At 58.7% G+C, this 17,545-nt stretch carries 14 protein-coding genes and 1 pseudogene; all 15 read right to left on the bottom strand.

Annotated features, from left to right (window positions below; all coding sequences use genetic code 11):
• Positions 1-13: 13 nt before the first annotated feature.
• Positions 14-993: pseudogene (gene rlmN, locus ACGHEN_RS07775) on the bottom strand (23S rRNA (adenine(2503)-C(2))-methyltransferase RlmN).
• 64 nt (positions 994-1,057) lie between these two features.
• Complete coding sequence (locus ACGHEN_RS07780) at positions 1,058-1,195, bottom strand: cysteine-rich KTR domain-containing protein (RefSeq protein WP_390398639.1); 138 nt, start codon at positions 1,193-1,195, stop codon at positions 1,058-1,060.
• A gap of 19 nt (positions 1,196-1,214) precedes the next feature.
• On the bottom strand, positions 1,215-1,946 hold the full coding sequence (locus tag ACGHEN_RS07785; RefSeq protein ID WP_390398641.1) for a PTS transporter subunit EIIB: 732 nt from the start codon (positions 1,944-1,946) through the stop codon (positions 1,215-1,217).
• Positions 1,947-2,003: 57 nt separating this feature from the next.
• Complete coding sequence (murQ, locus tag ACGHEN_RS07790; protein ID WP_373160874.1) at positions 2,004-2,927, bottom strand: N-acetylmuramic acid 6-phosphate etherase; 924 nt, start codon at positions 2,925-2,927, stop codon at positions 2,004-2,006.
• 10 nt (positions 2,928-2,937) lie between these two features.
• Positions 2,938-3,789 (bottom strand): MurR/RpiR family transcriptional regulator, encoded by an 852-nt coding sequence (locus tag ACGHEN_RS07795; protein WP_117778504.1) that lies wholly within the window; start codon positions 3,787-3,789, stop codon positions 2,938-2,940.
• Between the two features lie 204 nt (positions 3,790-3,993).
• Positions 3,994-4,575 carry a VanZ family protein gene (locus ACGHEN_RS07800; RefSeq protein WP_390398644.1) on the bottom strand — a complete coding sequence of 194 codons (582 nt, stop codon included), beginning with the start codon at positions 4,573-4,575 and terminating at the stop codon, positions 3,994-3,996.
• A 106-nt stretch (positions 4,576-4,681) separates the two neighbouring features.
• The gene (locus ACGHEN_RS07805) at positions 4,682-5,287 is read right to left on the bottom strand and encodes a recombinase family protein (protein WP_117629497.1); all 606 of its coding nucleotides are present in this window, start codon (positions 5,285-5,287) and stop codon (positions 4,682-4,684) included.
• A gap of 177 nt (positions 5,288-5,464) precedes the next feature.
• Positions 5,465-7,600, bottom strand: a complete 2,136-nt coding sequence (locus tag ACGHEN_RS07810; protein ID WP_390398645.1) for a ribonuclease R family protein — start codon at positions 7,598-7,600, stop codon at positions 5,465-5,467.
• Between the two features lie 135 nt (positions 7,601-7,735).
• Positions 7,736-8,656: a permease-like cell division protein FtsX gene (gene ftsX, locus ACGHEN_RS07815; RefSeq protein WP_117778507.1), complete on the bottom strand. Its 921-nt coding sequence runs from the start codon at positions 8,654-8,656 to the stop codon at positions 7,736-7,738.
• Complete coding sequence (ftsE, locus tag ACGHEN_RS07820) at positions 8,643-9,863, bottom strand: cell division ATP-binding protein FtsE (protein ID WP_117775818.1); 1,221 nt, start codon at positions 9,861-9,863, stop codon at positions 8,643-8,645. The genes ftsX and ftsE overlap by 14 nt, the downstream gene beginning before the upstream one ends.
• Positions 9,864-10,367: 504 nt before the next feature.
• Positions 10,368-11,309: a transketolase family protein gene (locus tag ACGHEN_RS07825; protein ID WP_390398647.1), complete on the bottom strand. Its 942-nt coding sequence runs from the start codon at positions 11,307-11,309 to the stop codon at positions 10,368-10,370.
• Position 11,310: 1 nt separating this feature from the next.
• Positions 11,311-12,141, bottom strand: a complete 831-nt coding sequence (locus tag ACGHEN_RS07830) for a transketolase (protein ID WP_117641059.1) — start codon at positions 12,139-12,141, stop codon at positions 11,311-11,313.
• Between the two features lie 207 nt (positions 12,142-12,348).
• Entirely contained in the window at positions 12,349-13,239 is an 891-nt protein-coding gene (locus ACGHEN_RS07835) for a YitT family protein (protein WP_390398649.1), read from the bottom strand.
• A 165-nt stretch (positions 13,240-13,404) separates the two neighbouring features.
• The gene (gene prfB / locus ACGHEN_RS07840; protein ID WP_271806612.1) at positions 13,405-14,553 is read right to left on the bottom strand and encodes a peptide chain release factor 2; all 1,149 of its coding nucleotides are present in this window, start codon (positions 14,551-14,553) and stop codon (positions 13,405-13,407) included.
• Positions 14,553-17,360, bottom strand: coding sequence for a preprotein translocase subunit SecA (secA, locus tag ACGHEN_RS07845; RefSeq protein WP_117641062.1), 2,808 nt, complete (start codon positions 17,358-17,360; stop codon positions 14,553-14,555). The genes prfB and secA overlap by 1 nt, the downstream gene beginning before the upstream one ends.
• Between the last annotated feature and the right edge of the window lie 185 nt (positions 17,361-17,545).

A 17,545-nucleotide genomic window follows, 5' to 3' on the forward strand; every position in this document is an offset into this window, starting at 1 on the left:
CTGGCACTTTTAATCATTTTTTGAATTTATTATATGTGTTAGCTAACTGTCCACAAGCCGCGTTAATCTCTCTGCCATGAGAAACTCTTATAGTAACTTCAAGTCCTGCTTGCTCTAATTGATGTTTGAATGCAACTATTTCCCGTTTCTGTGGTGCTTTAATTCTTGAATTGCTTGTTGGGTTGTATTGTAACACGTTAATCATAACTTTTTTGCCCCGAAACCATTTTGCAAGTTGTCTTACATCTGAGGGCCGGTCATTTATACCCGGTAAAAGCAAATACGCAAAGACAATTTTGCGATTATGCCTTTCAGAATAGGATAAGGCTTGCTTAACAACATCTTCAATAGCATATATGCGCATGTGAGGAATAATACGATTTCTTGCAGATTGTGTTGCTGCGTGTAAAGATATTGTCAACTGAATTTTAAGATGTTCCTCGCGCAATTTTTTTAATTGATCGACCGGACCAACTGTTGATATGGTAATGCCGTCGGTTGGAAAGTTGAGCCCATATCTATCTCGGAGAATATGGATTGCTTTTATCAAGTTGTCATAATTGAATAAAGGCTCTCCCATACCCATAAAAACGATACGGTTTACTTTTCGACGCAACAATATAATCTGTTGTACGATTTCTGACGATGTTAGATTACGAACAAAGCCATTTCGCCCGGACTCACAAAAAATACAACCAACAGGACAACCGACTTGTGTGCTCACGCAAACAGTTCCACCATCTCGCCGCTTGATAAAAACCGTTTCAATGTATTTGTTGTCTTTCAGTTCGTAAACATACTTTTCAGTATCACTGCTTTTGCAAATATTTTTTACCAACATTGATAGATTTTTTTGCGTGGTAATTGCTTATATAATTCTTCATATAAGGCTTTTGCTTCATTCTCGCCAATAACTTCCGACATTTCTTTGTAAGTAAATCCGTATGGATCATTCCGTACTTCCGCAGGCGTATATTTAGGTAAACGTTTCATTTTTATATCCTTTCTTCTAAATAATAAAAGTTTGTTTTTCTGTATTTTTGATTACAATCTCTAATTATTCTACAACAATGATATGCGTCAATTTGCATTTAGGGCAGAAAAGAGGAAAATCTTTTAATACAGTATTATGAAATACTTGAACTCTCGTCTTTCCGTTACAAATCGGACATTTTATCCAATATTTTTTAAGCATTATATTTCACTCGTCCTTTTTACACAAAAAATGCACCAGCGATGAGAGCCGCGATCATGCCGCCCGCTGCGGGGTTGTACTGCGCATTGGTAAGCGGCAGCAGAATGGCAGTGGCAGGATCGGCCGCGCCAGGCGCAAGCAGGGGCATGGCACTGTTGGCGATACACATCATGCCGGCGATGCCGCCCAGCGCAGCGGAGCCACCAAACTCACGTGCCGCGTTATAGCCCACCAAGATGGGCAGATAGGCAAACAGGGCCCAGCCCATGGAACGAATGCCCTGGTACCACCACTCGCCCGCAAGCGCGCCTGCCGTCGAGACGTTAATGACGTTGCAGATACCGTTGATGAGGCCAGCCGCAATGATGCCGGGAAGCAGGGCGACGAAGACATTGGAAATCTTCTTGAGGAAGGCCTGAACCGGCTTGGACTCGTACTTTGCCTTCTGCGCGGCCTTGTTTGTGGCCGCAGCGTCAACCACGCTCTCGTCAGCAACGCCTTTCGCAAGGCCGGTGAGCTTGGAGAACTCCTCGAGCACCTTATTCACCTTGCCCGGACCCAGCACGATCTGCATCGTGTCGTCCTCGACCAAGCCCATCACGCCGTCGAGTGCCTTAATACCCTCCGTGTCGACGTTGCCCGTGTCTTTGACGGTCACGCGCAGGCGCGTCATGCACGCCGCGTTTGCCAACACGTTGTCTTTACCGCCCAAAAGGTCCAGCAGCTTTTGAGCCAGCTCTTTGTTCGTCATAACTCCTCCTTGTATTGGGTATCTCGTCTGGATGTCATATCAGCTCACGCCGCGCACCTATTGGGCATCGGCATTGCTCTTCTCATGGCCACTCACCGCAGCACGGACATGGCCTCTCGCTCGCTCAAGAGCTACCGCAGCCTGCTCGGCATCGCAGCCCAGCAGTACCGAGACAATAGCGGTTTTTACGTGGCCGCCGGCATCTGCAAGCGCCTGAATAGCGCGCTCGCGCGTGCAGCCGGTCGCCTCCATCACGATGTTCTGGCCGCGCACCACCAACTTCTCGTTCGTCTGCTGCACATCGACCATCAGGTTTTGGTATACCTTGCCGATCTTGACCATGGCACCGGTCGAAATCATGTTGAGAATGAGCTTTTGAACCGTTCCCGCCTTGAGCCTCGTTGAGCCGGTCAGTACCTCGGGACCGGGCACGGGTTCAATGGCAAGATCTGCGCTCTCCCCGATCTTCGACCCTTGGTTGCAGGCAATTGCGATCGTCTTGCACCCAGTTGCCTTGGCGTACACAAGGCCGCCCACCACATAGGGAGTACGACCGCTTGCCGCCAGGCCAACGACAAGATCCTTGTCCGAGAGCCCACGCCCCCGCAGGTCGCTCGCGCCAAGCTCCTCACTGTCTTCGGCACCTTCGACAGCCTTGATAAACGCCGTCTCGCCTCCGGCAATGAGCCCGACAATCAGATCGGGTGACACGCCAAACGTGGGCGGACACTCCGAAGCGTCGAGTACGCCCAGACGACCGCTGGTGCCTGCGCCCATGTAAAAGACGCGCCCGCCGCGCTCGAGTGCCTCAGCAGCCCAGTCGATTGCTGTGGCAACCTGGGGCAACACCTTCGTGACCGACTGGACGGCACGAAGATCCTCATCATTCATCGTCGTGACGATTTGCAGCGATGTCATCGTATCGAGGTCCATAGACCTTTGATTACGCTGTTCGGTCGTGAATTTTGTTAAATCGAGCATTTCATTCACCTCATCTTTCCTGTTTCTCGATGTAGTTTTGCTTAATGACATGCGTCGCCCGTTCGTAGTCGCTGGCAACGTAAGCAGCGTACAGGGCATCGACAACCATAAGCTGGGCCATACGCGAAGCCATGGCACCGCTGCGGACCAAGGGCTCACTCGCAGCGACGCCGAGCACGGCATCGGCCATGGTGGCAAGCTTGGATGATCCATCTACTTTGGTCACGGCCACAACGGGACAGTTGTGACGTTGGGCCTCGGCGGCGCAGTCCAGCACCTCTTGCGTCAAGCCCGAGTAGCTAAAGGCGATTGCCATATCGCCCTCATGCATGTTCTTGGCACACAAGAGCTGATCATGCCAGTCGTCGTACAGATGGCACTCTTTGTCGACACGCATGAGCTTTTGCGCCAGATCGTGCGCGACCAAACGAGAGGCACCGATACCGAACAGATTGACCGCGCGTGCCCGCTTAAGATAGGCCGCACATCGCTCCAAGACGGTGTAATCGAGCGTTCGCGCCGTCGCTTCGATCGTGCGCACGTTGCTTTTCATCACCTTCCCCACGATACGTTCGACGCTGTCATCCATGGAGATGTCCTCGAGGGCAACGTCTTTCTTGTCACCCAAGAGCGCCAGCTCGGCAATCAGTTCGCGCTGGAACTCCTTGTAGCCCGCAAAACCCAAGCGCTTGCAAAAGCGCAAAATGCTCGAGGGCGAGGAGAACGTGGCATCGGCAAGACCGCGGACGGACAGCCCGACCACCTCGTGCGGATGAGCGCTTACATATGCGATGACATTGCGTTCCGCCGGGCTCGCGCTGAGCTCACGCTCGCGAAGCCGCAAAAGCAATCCGTTTGCCATCTCAAACACCTCCGTTGAGAAGAATTAAAGACCAACGAACGATTCGTACCGGATATAAACAGCTTTTACGGTACATTGTGCCGCATCGTGGCGCACAAAGGACGAGCGTTCTACCGCTCGCCCCTCAAATCCGACCGCTCGGAAATACGCGCGACACAAAATAATTCAACAAGATCGCATTATCAAAAACGGGCTTGTTACCGGCTAGCGCCTCGCATGGGCGCCGATCGGCCGAGTCGCATGGCGCACCAACACCGCTGCCAGCAATACCAGCAGCATCGCGGTGACATAGCCCGCAGCATCGAATCCTAAGTCGACAACGTCGAAATGCCTGCCGGGAACAAAGATCTTATGCACCTGATCGCCAACGGAGCAGACGGCACAAAAGAGCAACACGGGCACGCAACGGGAGCATACGCTCCACGGACGCCTGGAAAAGCAAACCACGACCACCGAGGCGAACAATCCGACGAAGAAAAACTCTACGGTATGGGCAACGCGACGGACGTTCGTGCCCACCCACATGCGAATGGAAGCAAGTCGGCCAGACCGGACATTCGAAGCAGCCGAATCGGTGCCCCCGGTCATCCCGTTCTCGGTCTGAGCTTCACCCGCGACATCGGCAGCCTGTACGCCCGTAGCTTGACCCTCCACCACACGCGCGGTGGACTCGCCCAGCAACGACGTCTCCACCGCATTTTGCTCCGTCAGCACCCAGATGCCCACCAGCGTTGCAGTAAACAGAACGATCGCGGTCCATCCGATTATTTGTTTTACGCGCGCCAAGGGCCTACCTCCTTTTTTTTGAATATCAGCGAGTGTAGCCCCAAATGACATCGTCACCGTATCAAAATTTGAATCGCAACAGGAAGCGCCAAAGCGGCGCAAACCCCTACCCCGCCTCGCGCATCCAGCGATCGAACGTCCCCACGCACACGCCCAGGCACTTTGCTGCCTGGCTGCGGGTAATATCGCCTGCCTCATAGCTATCGCGTACCAGCTCAAACTGAGGAGGGCACGGCTTGCGAGGTCGACCGAAACGGACCCCTCGCGCCCGCGCCGCTGCAATCCCCTCCGCTTGGCGCCGATGAATATTCTCGCGCTCCACCTGCGCCACGTAGCTCAGCAGTTGTAGCACAATATCGGCAATCAGGGTATTGGTCACATCCGGCGCGCCGCTGGCCCTGGCGCGCGTGTCAAGCAATGGCATGTCCAACACCACAATGGCAACCCCGAGCTCCTTGGTAATGCGTCGCCATTCCTCAAGAATCTCGGAGTAATTACGGCCAAGTCGGTCGATAGAAAGCACCACCAGCACGTCCCCGTCTCCCAGGATGTGCAGCAGCTCGCGATACCGCGGGCGATCGAAGTCCTTGCCGCTCGCATGGTCGGCATAAATATTCGCCGAGCCCACGCCATAGGCGCCCAGCGCATCCAGCTGCCGATTTAGATTCTGATCGCGCGAACTCACCCGCGCATAACCATACACCGTCGCCATCTCATCCCCGCTTTCTTGTAAACCTGCCAAAAAGGGACAGGTTTATTTTGGTAGGTTTTACCTCTCGAATAGCAGGTAAGCGGGCGGCCGAGCAGACGGCAAGGTAGCCATGATCCAAATGCGGAGGGCGGCCCCGAAAGACCGCCCTCCGCTCTCCCGCCATGAGTCGAGATTTGGCTAATGAATAAGCTTAAAGTCCAAGTGCCCACGCGTGGTATTGACGCGCGAGACCTCGATAATCACACGCTGGCCCAGTTCATAGCGAGTCCCCGTGTCGGCACCTGTGAGCGTGAGCGCATCCTCGTCGAACTCGAACCACTCGTTGCCCAGGCTCTTAATTGAAACCAGGCCCTCGACCTGTGTTAGGTCCAAGCGCACAAAGAGGCCCATCCTGCTAACCCACGAGACGGATCCGGCATAGCGCTCGCCCAGACGGTCCTCATAGTACTGGGCAATCTTGATCTTTTGCGTCGCATGGCTGGCGGCATCGGCCGCACGCTCGGCATCGCTGCATGCGCGGCAAATCTGCGGCAGAATGCGCGGCAGCGACTCGCGCCCCTTGCCGATCAGCCGCGGCGTACGGACCAAGGCGTCCTTGCCGCCGAGCTGCTCATAGGCCAACTGCAGTTTGAGCACGCGGTGCACCACCAGATCGGGGTAGCGACGGATGGGGCTCGTAAAGTGGCAGTAGCACGGCGCGGCGAGCGCAAAGTGGCCCTCGTTGCGCGGCTTGTACAGCGCGCGCTGCATGCTGCGCAGAAGCAGCGTGTTGACGAGCGGTGCGTTGGCCGTACCGGCGGCAGCATCAACTGCAGCCTGCAGCTCATCGGGACTCCCCAGGGCAATACCGGCAGCACGGCGATCGTCGATGATGCCCAGCTGCGCCAGCGCAACGGCGGCACCGTGCAGGCTATCGGGGCTCGGATCCTCATGCACGCGATAGCAGGCCTCGATATCACGGTCTGCCAGCCACTCTGCAACGCACTCGTTGGCGAGCAGCATGGCTTCCTCGATAAGCGACGTGGCACACGAACGCTCGCGCGCCACAATCTGCACGGGTACTCCGTCCTCATCCAATAGAGCGCGAATCTCGGCCGTGTCAAAATCGACTGAGCCGCGGACGCGACGAATACGACGGCGAAGTTCGGCGAGTTCGTTGGCGGCGACAAGGAAATTGCCGAGGTCGACGTTGCAGCCGCGGGCGGCCTTCTCGTACGCAAGACCGCGCTCAAGCGCCTCCTCGCGCGAGGCCTCAGCAGCCGCAACATCCTCGGCCGCACCCTCCAGCACCCCATACTCCACCGCGCCGGCACGCACCAGCAGCGCCTCGGCGCCGTCATAGTCCATACGCACACGCGAGCGAATCACGCTGGGGTACGGATCGTAATGCCGCACGCGACCCTGCGCATCGAGTTCAATGTCAACGGTAAACGCAAGACGGTCCTCGTCAGGGCGAAGCGAACACAGGTCACAGGACAGGCGTTCGGGCAGCATGGGAAGCACGCGATCGGCCAGATACACCGATGTCGTACGATGGCGAGCCTCAAGATCGATATGCCCGTCCCAAGCCACATAGTGAGAAACGTCAGCGATATGCACACCCAGCTTGTAGCCACCCTCGGGCGTGCGCTCAAGCGAAATGGCATCGTCAAAGTCGCGCGCGTCGACCGGGTCGATCGTGATGACAAAGCGGTCGCGCAGATCGCGGCGGAGCGGGTCCTTAAGCGCCGCGGACACATCGAGCGAAAGTCCCTCGGCCTCGTCCAGCGCGGCCTCGGGATAGCTATCGGTATAGCCGTAACGCGCCATCACGTATTGAACGCCCAAATCGGGCGCGTCATCTCCGCCAATGCGGCGTTCGATCGTCACGGTGCCCGATTCCAGGCGCGTCGGGTAGGTCAAAATGCGCGCGACGACGGCATCACCCGGGTGGACGCCCAGACGATCCGTCGAGGTATCCTCGGGCAGAATGAAGAAGTCGGCCTTCAGGCGCGAATCGAGCGGCTCGATCACACCGAGCGGACCAGCGGTCTGGTACGTACCCACCACGCTTATGGCTGCGCGCTCAACCACGCCTTCGATCACGGCGCGCCGCTCACCGTGCGGGCTGTTCTTAATGCTCACGGCAACGGTATCGCCATCCATGATCTCGCGCTTACCGCGGCCCATAACCTTGTAGTCGCCGCTCTCGGTTATGACATAGGCGCCATGCTCATGGAGCTGCACGCGCCCGGTCAGGCTCGGACGGCGTTCGCTGCGCACCGGCCCGCGCTTATTGCGAGCTCCACGCTTATGCTTGTTATTGCGCCCCATGGCGCCTCCTTGCTATCGATGACGAACTCCAAAGAGTCTACCCAAATGATTCGCTTTCCTGCCGTCCCCTAGGGATCAAAAAACGGGCCGCCCCATAAGAGACGACCCGTTGGAAGGGATGAATTCCAGGCATGCCTACACGCGCAGGTAGCGGCGCATGGCTATGGCAGAACCAAAGAGACCGATAATCACACCGACCAGAATCAGCGCAGCATAGGTCACCAGGTAGTACTGCATCGGCAGGGCAAACGACATCCAGCCGATGCTCTCCTGCAGACGCGGAATCATCAGGTTGCGCAGCAGCTCCAGAACGCCGATGGAAAGCAGCGAGCCCAAAATAGCCTGCAGTACGCCCTCGGTGATAAACGGGCCGCGAATGAAGCCGTTGCTGGCGCCGACCAGACGCATAATCGCAATCTCACGACGACGCGCCGTGATGGACAGGCGAATCGTGTTGTTGATGAAGATGAATGCGATAAAGGTCAGAAGGCCAACGAGCACCACGGCGGCGATGCGGATGTAGTTGGTCACCTGGAACAGGCGGCTCACTTCCTCCTGGCCGTACAGCACGCTCGCGTTGACGTCGCCGTCATCCGCGATCTTCTGGAAATCGGCGTTCTTCTTGAGCTTCTCTGCCGTGCTCTCGACCTTGGACGGATCGTCCATCTCAATTGCAAACGAAGCCGGCAGCGGGTTCTGGCCATCGAGCGCGCTCATGGTGGCGTCGGCGTTGCCCGACATCTTGCTCGTATACTCGGCCAGCGCGTCGTCCTTGTCCTTATAGGTCACGGACTTGACGTTATTCCACGTCTTAAGCTCGGCCTCAAAAGCCTGAACATCGGCCTGATCGGCGTCATCGCTAATGAACGCGTTGATGACAACCTGATCCTCGACGGTGCCGATCACGGAGTTCAGCATCGCGGAGCCCATGATGAACAGGCCGATGATAAACAGCGAAAGGAAGATCGTGATGACGGCGCCGAGCGAGGTAGTCCAGTTACGGAAGAAGTGGCTGATTGCCTCTTTGAAGGAGTAGCCCACGTTAGTTGGTGCCATAGTTGCCGTAACCTCCCCTCTCCTGGTCGCGAATAACGTGGCCGCCCTCGAGGGCGATCACGCGACGGTGCATGCTATCGACCATCTCGCGGTCGTGCGTGGCGACGATCACGGTGGTGCCGGTGCGGTTAATACGCTCGAGCAGCTTCATGATGCCCAGCGAGATCGCCGGGTCGAGGTTACCCGTGGGCTCGTCGCAAATCAGCAGCGGCGGACGGTTGACCATAGCGCGGGCGACGGCAACGCGCTGCTGCTCGCCACCGGAAAGCTGGTCGGGCAGCGAGTCCATCTGATCGGCCAGACCGACCAGACGCAGCACCTCGGGCACCTGGCTGCGAATGACGCCCTTGGGCTTGCCGATGCACTGCAGGGCAAACGCCACGTTTTCGTAGGCGGTCTTTTGCGGCAGAAGCTTAAAGTCCTGGAACACGGCGCCAATCTGGCGGCGCAGGAACGGAACCTTGCGGTTCTTGATCTTCATGAGGTCCTGACCGGCAACCAAGATGCGGCCGCTCGTCGGCTTGACGTCGCGGTTGAGCGTCGACAGCAGCGTGGTCTTACCCGAGCCGGAATGACCGACCAGGAAGACGAACTCGCCCGGATAGATCTCGATGTTGATGTCGTCGAGTGCAGGCTTGTTGGGCTGTGCCGGATAGATCTTGGTGACATGCTCCATAAGGATGACGGGCTCGACACCGGCCTGCTTGGCCATCTTCTTGCGGCTGGCCTGCGGATCGATGGGTGCAAACACCGACGTAAAATCGGGGTTGTTGAGCGCGTTATCGAGGCTTGCGACCTCGGCTGCCTGATCGCTCTCGACCACCGGGGCAGCAGGCTGCGTGGGATCGGGAATAGCGGCAAAGAGGCCAGACTGCGCAGGCTGAGGAGCCGGTGTCGCAGGAGCCATGGGGTCGGGAATGCCGGCCATGCTAGGCTGCGGCGCGGCGGCGCCAGCCTGAGGCTGCTCCACGCGAGCGGTCACAGCCTGAACGGGCTCAAAACCCGCCGTGCCGGAAAGCGCAACATCGCTGGTGGGATTGTAGGCAAAGGGATCGGATGCCGGCTGTGCCTGATCTGCCGGCTGAGTGGGGGCCTGAGCAACAGGCTGGCCCTCTGAATCCGGAGTGGCGAAACGACTGCCCTGGACGCCTGTCTGCGTCTTGGGGGCATCATCGCCCGCACCGGAGGTACGGAAGTGGTTACCCACTGGTGCTCCTTATCGTCGTGCGTTTAAACTACATGAGCGCTTTGTATTTTAGCAGCATTAGCTTTGCTGCACATAAGAAGCATGGCGTGCTTAGGGATCCCGTCGGCCGGGCACAGGGTTACTCTCCAAATCGTCCTCGGACATGTCGGAGCCCCCGCTGCGCGCTTCGCGCGGCAGGGGCTCCTCCGTCCTGCGGAAAGATTTGGAGAGTAACCCTGTGTCCGGCCTGCGGTAACTAAGAGGTCGCCGCGTTTCTATTAGGTGCAGCAAATGCATGCTTGGGAGGGTCTGAATTGCACTTTGTTGGGATGGGCCCTTATCCCAATAGAAATCCTGCTTGATACGGCCTCTTTAGAAGTTGCGGTGAAATAGGGACTGTTTTAGCAGTTAAAAGCCCTAATCAGTCCTTATCTCACCGCAACTGAAACAGGGGCGCTCTCCAAGAGAGCGCCCCTGCCGGGTTTCCATAGTACTGGCGAAGCAGTCCTTGAGATCCGTCTTGCCTTATGCCAAGAACTCCTTGGTGGTCGCCACGATGCTGGCGGCGTCCAGGCCGTACTTGTGCAGGAGCTCGGCGCCCGGGCCGGACTCGCCAAAGGTATCGTTGACGCCAATCTTCTTGAGCGGCGTCGGGCACTGCTCACACAGAACGTCGGCAACGGCGCTGCCCAGGCCACCGATCACGGAGTGCTCCTCGACGGTCACGACGTGACCGGTCTTGGTGGCGCTCTTGACGATCAGGTCGGCGTCGATGGGCTTGATGGTGTGCATGTTGATGACCTCGGCATCGATGCCCTCGGCAGCAAGCTGCTCGGCGGCCTCGAGAGCCTCGCCGACCATCAGGCCGCAGGCGATGATGGTCACATCGGCGCCCTCGCGCATGACAATGCCCTTACCCAACTCGAACTTATAGGTCTCGGGGTCGTTGATAACCGGCGAGGCCAGACGGGCAAAGCGCATGTACACGGGGCCGTCGCACTCGTAGGCGGCGCGCGTCACGGCGCGGGCCTCGACATCGTCGGCCGGAACGATCACAGTCATGCCGGGGATGACGCGCATCAGGGCGATATCCTCGCAGCACTGGTGTGTGGCGCCGTCCTCGCCCACCGAGATACCGGCGTGCGTGGCGCCAATCTTAACGTTGAGATGCGGGTAGCCGATGGAGTTACGGACCTGCTCAAAGGCGCGGCCGGCGGCAAACATGGCAAAGGTGCTCGCGAAGGCAACGCGGCCGGTGGTCGCGATACCGGCGGCGACGCCCATCAGGTTGCTCTCGGCAATGCCCACATCGAAGAAACGATCGGGGCAGGCGGCCTTGAACTTGCCGGTCTGCGTGGCGGCGGCCAGGTCGGCGTCGAGGACCACAAAGTCATCGTGCTCGTTGGCGAGCTCGACGAGGGCCTCGCCGTAGCTTACGCGCGTGGCGATTTTCTTGACGTCTGCCATCCTAGAGCTCCTCTCCGGCGGCCGTGAGCTCTGCCATGGCCTGCTCAAACTGTTCATCATTGGGGGCCTTGCCATGCCAACCAACCTGGTTCTCCATAAAGGACACGCCCTTGCCCTTCAGGGTCTCGGCGATAATGGCGGTCGGCTGGCCCTTGGTAGCGCGAGCCTCGGCAAAGGCGGCGCGGATCTGATCGAAATCGTTGCCGTCGGCAAGCTCCACCACGTGGAACTTAAAGGCGCGGAACTTGTCGGCGAGCGGCATGGGGTCGTTGACCTCCTCGACGGGACCGTCAATCTGAAGGCCGTTGTGGTCGACGATCACGCAGAGGTTATCGAGCTGCTGGTTGCCGGCAAACATGGCGGCCTCCCAGACCTGGCCCTCCTCGCTCTCGCCATCACCCAGCAGGGCGTACGTGCGATAAGTATCGCCCCAGTGCTTGGCGGCAACGGCCATGCCCACGGCGGCGGAAATGCCCTGGCCGAGCGAGCCGGTGGACATGTCGACGCCCGGGGTGTCGTTCATGTTGGGGTGACCCTGCAGGTGGCTGCCGATATGGCGCAGCGTCTTGAGGTCCTCTTTGGGGAAGAACCCGCGCTCGGCGAGCACGGCGTACAGGCCCGGAGCGCAATGGCCCTTGGAGAGCACAAAACGGTCGCGATCGGCCTTGCGGGGATCGGACGGGTCGACGTTCATTTCCTCAAAGTACAGATAGGTCATGATGTCGGCAGCACCGAGCGAACCGCCCGGATGGCCGGACTTGGCAGCGTGCACGCCGGTGACGATGCCCTTCCTTACCTCATTGGCAACCTTTTTGAGCTCTTCGTCGCTCATTGTGCCTTCCTTTCATCCTCTTTAGACAAGATGCGCACGGCACCGAAGGTAATCCCAACACAGCCGCAATGCACGTACGTCATTCATTATGCTGGAAACTGATGGCTTTACCAGAGTTTTTATCATTATTTGAACAATTTAGCAGGCAGAACCGCTGATGAAACGGTTTATCAATGTGAACGTCTTTTGGATGGAACGCGGTCGCCCCTACGCGCTAATGTCCTTGAATCCCTCGCCGAAGGCTTCCGTAACGTCAGCGACCGTCACAATGGCGTGAGGATCGCGCTCGCGCACGATCGTCTTGAGGGTATTGAGCTCTCGACGGCTAACGATCACCATGATCACCGGCTTCTCGACGCCCGAATACATACCAGTCGCCTTTAATTTGGTGCAGCCGCGTCCCAGACCATACATGATGTCGGCCGCGATATCGGGAAAACTCTCCGAGATGATGAGTACCATACGGCGTTTGTTGCCACCATCGACCACGGCATCGATCACGTAGCCGCTGATGACCATCGAAAGGCCTGCATATAGTGCATTTTCGATTGAAAAGACCGGAGCCGACAGCGCACATACGGCAACATCGATCGCCATGACGGTCGAGCCCACGGGCAGCGAGGTATTACGCGAGATGATTTGGCCAATCGTGTCCGAGCCGCCGGTGTTGGCGCCGGCGCGCAGCACCATGCCATAACCGATGCCCGTGATGATGCCGCCCCACATAGCGGGCAGCATCAGATCGGCATGTGCCAGCGGCGCCACAAACGGAGCGAACAGGTCGGTGAAAAAGCCCAGCAGCACAAAGCCTGTCGCCGTCTGCACCACGTAGAACATGCCGCCCTCGCGCATAACGACCAGCAGCAGCAAGGCGTTCATCACGATCGTCTGAATACCAACGGGAAGCGATAGACCGCTCGATGCGCCGACCGCCTGGATAATGGTGGCAAGGCCCGTAACGCCACCGGCAGCAAGGCCGTTAGGAATCAAAAACAGGTCGGTCGCAATAGCGGCCAGAGCGCACCCCAACATAATCTGGGGCAGGTCGTGAAAGAAGTTCATCGAAAGAATGCGCTTAATGTCCAGACGATATGCCATGCTGCCTCCCTCAAAAAAGCGCACCCCATCGGATGCGCTTTGAACTTCTTCATGTATTCGATTCTACCGATTCGCCGGACAAAAACCACCCCTGCGCAGGGTTTATTCCGAATACAAACCCGTCCAACCGTTGGGCTTAGCATCGGCTTGAAGCCGCCCGATGTTTTAGATCTCCGAGCCTTCTACATCGGCGTTGCCGGTAGCCCAACGGTGATAGCCAATCACAAACGGATCCAAATCGCCATCGTCAAGAACGGCCTCGACGTTGCTGGTCTCCACGCCCGTACGCAGGTCCTTAACCATCTGGTACGGGTAGAGCACGTAGCTGCGGATCTGGTTGCCAAAACCAATCGTGGTCTTGGGTCCGCGAATCTCGTCCAGGGCCTCGGCACGCTTCTCGAGCTCAATCTCGTACAGGCGAGCCTTGAGGATCTGCATGCACGCGGCCTTGTTCTGGATCTGGCTGCGCTCGTTTTGGCAGGTAACCACAATGCCGCTGGGGAAATGCGTCACGCGCACGGCGGAGTCGGTGGTGTTTACGCCCTGGCCACCCGGGCCACTTGCGTGGTACACGTCGACGCGGATGTCGTCGGGGTTGATCTCGATATCGATATCGTCGGGCAGCACCGGAATGACCTCGACGCCGGCAAACGTGGTCTGGCGGCGCTTCTTGTCGTCGGTGGGGCTAATGCGCACCAGGCGGTGGACACCGGCCTCGGCGCGAAGCATGCCAAAAGCATCCTTGCCTTCGACGGTAAAGGTCGCGCGATCAATGCCAATGACCTCGGCCGCGGGGCAATCGTTGATGGTGACCTTCCAACCGCGGCGCTGGCAGTACTTCATGTACATCTTAAAGAGCATGAAGGTCCAATCCTGGGCCTCCAAACCACCCTGCCCGGGCTTGATGGTCACAATCGCGTCGCCATGGTCGAACTCCCCGGTAAACCAGCTCGCAAGCTCAAGCTCGTCGATGGCGCGGGCCAGGCGTTCTGCCGTAGCGGCAGCCTCCTCGCGCAATGCGACGGCGTCGGGGTCATCCCCCATCTCCTCGGCAAGCTCCAGCGCAGCGCGGGCATCGGAAAGCTCGCCGCGCGCGGTGTCCACGGCAGCGATATCTTCCTTGGTGCGCGCGATCTCCTCCATCGTGGCGCGAGCGGCATCGGCGTCGTCCCAAAAGCCCGGGGCGACGCTTTTGGCCTCGAGCTCCGTTACGCGGGTGCGCTTCTCGTCCAAATGGAGGTACGACTCAACCTCACCGAGCCGGTCCGCAAACGCGTCCAGCTCGGCGGGCGTTACCTCTAGAGCCTCGGCCATTAACGATTCCTGCCGTGGCAGTACTTAAACTTCTTGCCGCTACCGCAGGGGCACGGGTCGTTGCGGCCCACGTTGACGTACGGATCGTCGCTCTCGGACTTGCGATAGGTGGTCACCTTGCCACCGTTGTTGACGGCAGCCGGACCACCCTGGACAGCCGTGCGGGCCTGCACCTGCGCCTGCTTGCGCAGCACCGAGTCGCCGTTGTCACCATCGACCTCGGCAGGACCGGAGAAGTGCGCACCCTCGAGCGCGGGCTCCTCCTTGTGCTCCACGGCACGCGGGGCAGCCTTGATCTCGATGCGCAGAACCGTGCGCAGGTAATCCTCGTACATGGTGTCGACGAGGATCTGGAACGCGCCGTAGGCCTCGGTCTTGTACTCGACCAGCGGGTCGCGCTGGCCAAAGCCGCGCAGGCCGATGCCGGTCTTGAGATAGTCCATCTCCTGCAGGTAGTTCATCCAGCGGGTATCAATGACGCGCAGCATGACCTGGGTGTTGAGCTCGCGCATCAGGTCCTCGCCCAAGCGCTCGGCCTTCATGTTGTAGCACTTCTCTACGTAAGCCAGGACATCGGCAGCCAGAGCCTCATAATCCTCGTCGGGGAACTTCGGCGTATCGATGTGGCCGGTGAGCTCCACAACCCACTTGCGCAGGCCCTCCAGGTCGCGCTCGCCATCGTGACTGTCCTTGGTGCAGAACTCCTGAACGCAGCGGTACACGGTGTCGTGCATGACCTCGGTGATGTGGTCGGTCAGGTCCTTGCCGTCCAGAATCTTGTTGCGCTCGGCGTAGATGACCTGGCGCTGCTTGTTCATGACGTCGTCGTACTCAAGGACGCTCTTGCGCATGGAGAAGTTGATGCTCTCGACCTTGTGCTGGGCGCTCTCGACGGCCTTGGAGATGATCTTGTGCTGGATGGGCATGTCGTCGCCCATGTCGGCCGTGACCATCATCTTGGAGACGCGGTCCATCTTGTCGCCGCCGAACAGGCGCATGAGGTCGTCCTCGAGCGACAGGTAGAACTGGGTCTCGCCCGGATCGCCCTGACGGCCGGAGCGGCCGCGCAGCTGGTTGTCGATACGACGGGACTCGTGGCGCTCGGTGCCGATAACGGTCAGGCCGCCGGCGGCAAGCACGCGCTCGCGCTCGGCCTTGCAGGTCTCCTTGGCCTCGGCGTTAAACTGCTCAAGCTGCTCGGGCGTCACGTCCTCCATGGTCAGGCCCTCGTACTCAAGGCGCTCGCGCACCAGCTCGTCGGGGTTGCCGCCCAACAGGATGTCGGTACCACGACCGGCCATGTTGGTAGCGATGGTCACGGCGCCGTAGCGTCCGGCCTGGGCAACGATATGAGCCTCGCGCTCATGGTGCTTGGCGTTGAGGACCTCGTGCGCGATGCCGCGCTTGGTAAGGGCGGCCGACAGCTTCTCGGAGCTCTCGATGGAGACGGTGCCCACCAGGACCGGCTGGCCCTTGGCGTGACGCTGCTCGACATCGTCGGCGACGGCGTTGTACTTGGCCTGAATGGTACGGTACACCAGGTCCTCGTGGTCAACACGCTGAACGGGTTTGTTGGAGGGGATGACCTCGACGGGCAGCTTGTAGATCTCGCGGAACTCGGCATCCTCGGTGAGTGCCGTACCGGTCATGCCGGAGAGCTTGTCATACAGACGGAAGTAGTTCTGCAAGGTGATAGTGGCCAGCGTCTGGTTCTCCTCGCGTACAAGCACGCCCTCTTTGGCCTCGATGGCCTGGTGCAGGCCCTCGGAGTAACGGCGGCCTTCCATAATGCGGCCGGTGAACTCGTCGACGATCTTGACCTCGCCGTTGGTGACCACATACTGCTTGTCGCGGTGGAACATGTACTGGGCCTTCAGCGCCTGCTGCAAGTGGTTGACCAGCTGGCCGGAGAGATCGGCATAGATGTCATCGATACCCAGGCGGCGCTCGATCTTCTTAAGACCGCGCTCGGTGGCAGCGATGGTGTGCTTAGCCTCGTCCATGACGTAGTCGCCCGTGGGTTCAACGTCCTCGGTGGCGGTAAGCATGTCGTGCGACACGTCCTCGCCGCGCTCAAGGCCACGCACGGCACGCGCGAAGTCCTTGTAGGTACTGGCGGACTTGGTGCCAGCGCCCGAGATGATCAGCGGGGTGCGAGCCTCATCGATCAGGATGGAGTCAACCTCGTCGACGATGGCGTAGTTGTGGCCGCGCTGCACGCGCTGCTCGGGACGGGTAACCATGTTGTCGCGCAGGTAATCAAAGCCGAACTCGGAGTTGGTGCCGTAGGTGACGTCGGCCTGGTAGGCCGGGCGCTTGAGCTCGAGCGGCATGTTGTTCTGGAGCAGACCGACGGTCATGCCCAGGTACTTATAGATGCGGCCCATCCACTCGGAGTCGCGCTTGGCAAGGTAATCATTGACAGTAACGACGTGCACGCCCTTGCCGGCAATAGCGTTGAGATAGCCAGCCAACGTGGAGACGAGGGTCTTACCTTCGCCGGTCTTCATCTCGGCGATGTGGCCCTCGTGCAGTGCCATGGCGCCAATGAGCTGCACGTCAAAGTGGCGCATACCCATGGTGCGCTTGGAAGCCTCACGCACGGTGGCAAAGGCCTCGGGGAGCATGTCATCAAGCGACTCGCCGTTGGCGTAACGCTCGCGGAACTTATCGGTCTGGCCGCGGAGTTCCTCCTCGGTCATCTTCTCAAACTGGGGCTCAAGACCGTTGATCTGGTCGACGATCTTGTAGTAGCGCTTAAGGTCCTTATCGGATCCAAAGGACAGCAGCTTTGACATGAATCCCATGTGGTTTTCCTTTTTGGCCATCGCCCACGCCGTGCAGCTGCGGGCGAGTTAAACACAGATGATTGTACTTTAGCCAAACAAGGCGCGGCCTATACGGTCGACCTCGACCGCCACGTAATAACTATGACCAACCTGCCACAATGGGACAGGTTTATTTTGGCAAGTTTTATCTGAGCAAACGCCGT

Origin of the sequence: Collinsella sp. i06-0019-1H4, assembly GCF_042849575.1 — a bacterium.
Lineage (GTDB): Bacteria > Actinomycetota > Coriobacteriia > Coriobacteriales > Coriobacteriaceae > Collinsella.